The 2,021-nt window shown below is 33.3% G+C and carries 1 protein-coding gene and 1 pseudogene; one reads left to right on the top strand and one right to left on the bottom strand.

What is annotated here, in order from left to right; all coding sequences use genetic code 11:
- The coding region (locus tag AB1397_03350) for a hypothetical protein (protein ID MEW6482026.1) at positions 1–1,369 on the top strand (1,369 nt) is incomplete at its 5' end.
- A 498-nt stretch (positions 1,370–1,867) separates the two neighbouring features.
- Here AB1397_03350 and AB1397_03345 read toward each other — a convergent pair.
- Positions 1,868–2,021: pseudogene (locus AB1397_03345) on the bottom strand (ISNCY family transposase).

Here is a 2,021-nt window from a genome sequence, read left to right as displayed (position 1 = left end):
ATCCATCTTTCTTCTCTTAAGAATAGAGGATAATCCATCTTACAAAAACATTGCCTTTGCTGGAATTTCTTTAGGTCTCTCTGCCTTAGCCAGGGCAAATATCTTGCTCTTTATTCCCTTTCTTCTTATTTGGATGTTAAGAAACTCAAAACTCAAAACTCAAAACTCAAAACTATTAAGATATGGCTTTCTCTGCCTAATTGTCCTTCTTACCATCTCTCCTGTAACAATAAGAAATTATCTTGCCTCAGGCAAATTTGTTCTAATCTCAACCAATGGGCCAGTTAATCTATGGATAGGGAATAATCCGTATGCAACGGGTGGATGCGCCTATCCTCCTTCTGATTATTCAGAAAAGATATATAAAAAGGTAAAAGAAAAGGGAAATAGAGCATATATAGAGGAGGTATTAAGATTTATAAAGAAAGAACCAAAAAGATGGCTTTTTCTCTTATTTAGAAAATTCTTTCTTTTTTGGAGTAGGATTGAAATGGAAAACAATATCAACACTTCAGTTCAAAAGGGCTATTCATCCCTCCTTAACCTCCCTATTTTTATTGGATTTGGCATAATTGTCCCTTTAGGATTAACTGGGATTTTTCTTTCAACAAGACTTTGGAAAAAGATATTTCTTCTTTATATCTATATCCTTTGTGAAATGTGTGGTATTGTGATTATGTTTGTTTTAGGAAGATATAGAATCTGTTTTGTTCCTGTGCTTATTATCTTTTCCTCTTTCTGCCTATTTTGGTGGTATGAGAAGATTAAGAAAGAAAAGGCTAAAGTCTTTTTTTCTTTAATTCCTCTAACTTTATTTATCAGCCTTGTCTATTCCCAAGATATTTCAGGAAGGCTTTATCCCCTCTTTCATCCAGGGGGAATCCATTTCAAGAAAGAAAATGTAGTAATTATAAAGGACAATAGCGATGATAAGAAGATAAATGAAAATCCATTTATCCTGAAAGGAAAAGATAAGATTAAGAAGGAGTTGATTATTACAGAAGATTTACAAGAGTTTAAAGAAGCTATTCTCTTTCTGGCATATACAACAAGGGTGATATTTTATCCACCCAATAGGCACATTCCAGAGAAGGGAGGAAGAGTGACCATCAATATTAACGAGAAAACGGAAAAGGATGTTTATCTTTCAAGTACCAATGGATTTGTTCAGAATAGCTTGATAGAACTTGATTCCAATTTCTTTTACAAAGGAAAGAATGTAATTACTATATCATCTATTGAAGAGGGTGTCTTTCTATTCCCAATAGACGAATCCCTTGACTTTAAAAGATCATTCTTCTTAAAAGAAGGCAAGTGGGAAAGAATAAAAAATGGAGAGTTTATGATATGGCTGGAATTGGTAAGATAAAAAATTTTTCTGTTGCTACTTTGTCAATGTTAAATTTAATTACTACAAAATATGTTAAAATTTTAAGCTGCAATTTCTTCATATTCCCTTTGACTTAAAAACTCTTGTAATTTCTTTATAAAACCCATTAACTCTCCCCTTCTTTGCTAAATAAGTTTTATGAATAACCTTCCCTTTATAAAGAATATAAACCTTCCCATTACCAAGAACACAGACCTCAACCACACATCCGGCAAGGGAAATTTTGAAATACGAAGTATCTTGCGAGCGAAGCGAAGCAAAAATCAGAGGGAGGAAGTTGGATTATATCTTTCTCAAATTTGATTGTATTGTCATTATTGACCTTTCTTTCAAATCTCTTACAGAATACAAGGTCAAGATTACATCCAGAAAGAAGGGGTTTAAAGACACCCTCAATTCCTTCTGTTTTAGCAAACTTTTTGTTGTAGTAAGGGATAAATTCTTCCTTGAGGAATCTATTGCCTCACTATAATCCTTAATTCCATTTAATGCCATCTCTTTTATTAGTCTATCCTGAAGTGTCCTAAATGATCTTTCTATCCTACCCTTTGCCTGGGGCGAATTGGCTGGAATAAGGGTTATACTTAGCTCCTTTAAGGCTCTTTGTATATGGGTATCTTCTTGTTCAATA

The sequence above is a fragment of the bacterium genome, assembly GCA_040756715.1.
In the GTDB taxonomy this organism is placed as follows: domain Bacteria; phylum UBA9089; class UBA9088; order UBA9088; family UBA9088; genus JBFLYE01.
This window is presented reverse-complemented; position numbering and strand designations above follow the sequence as displayed.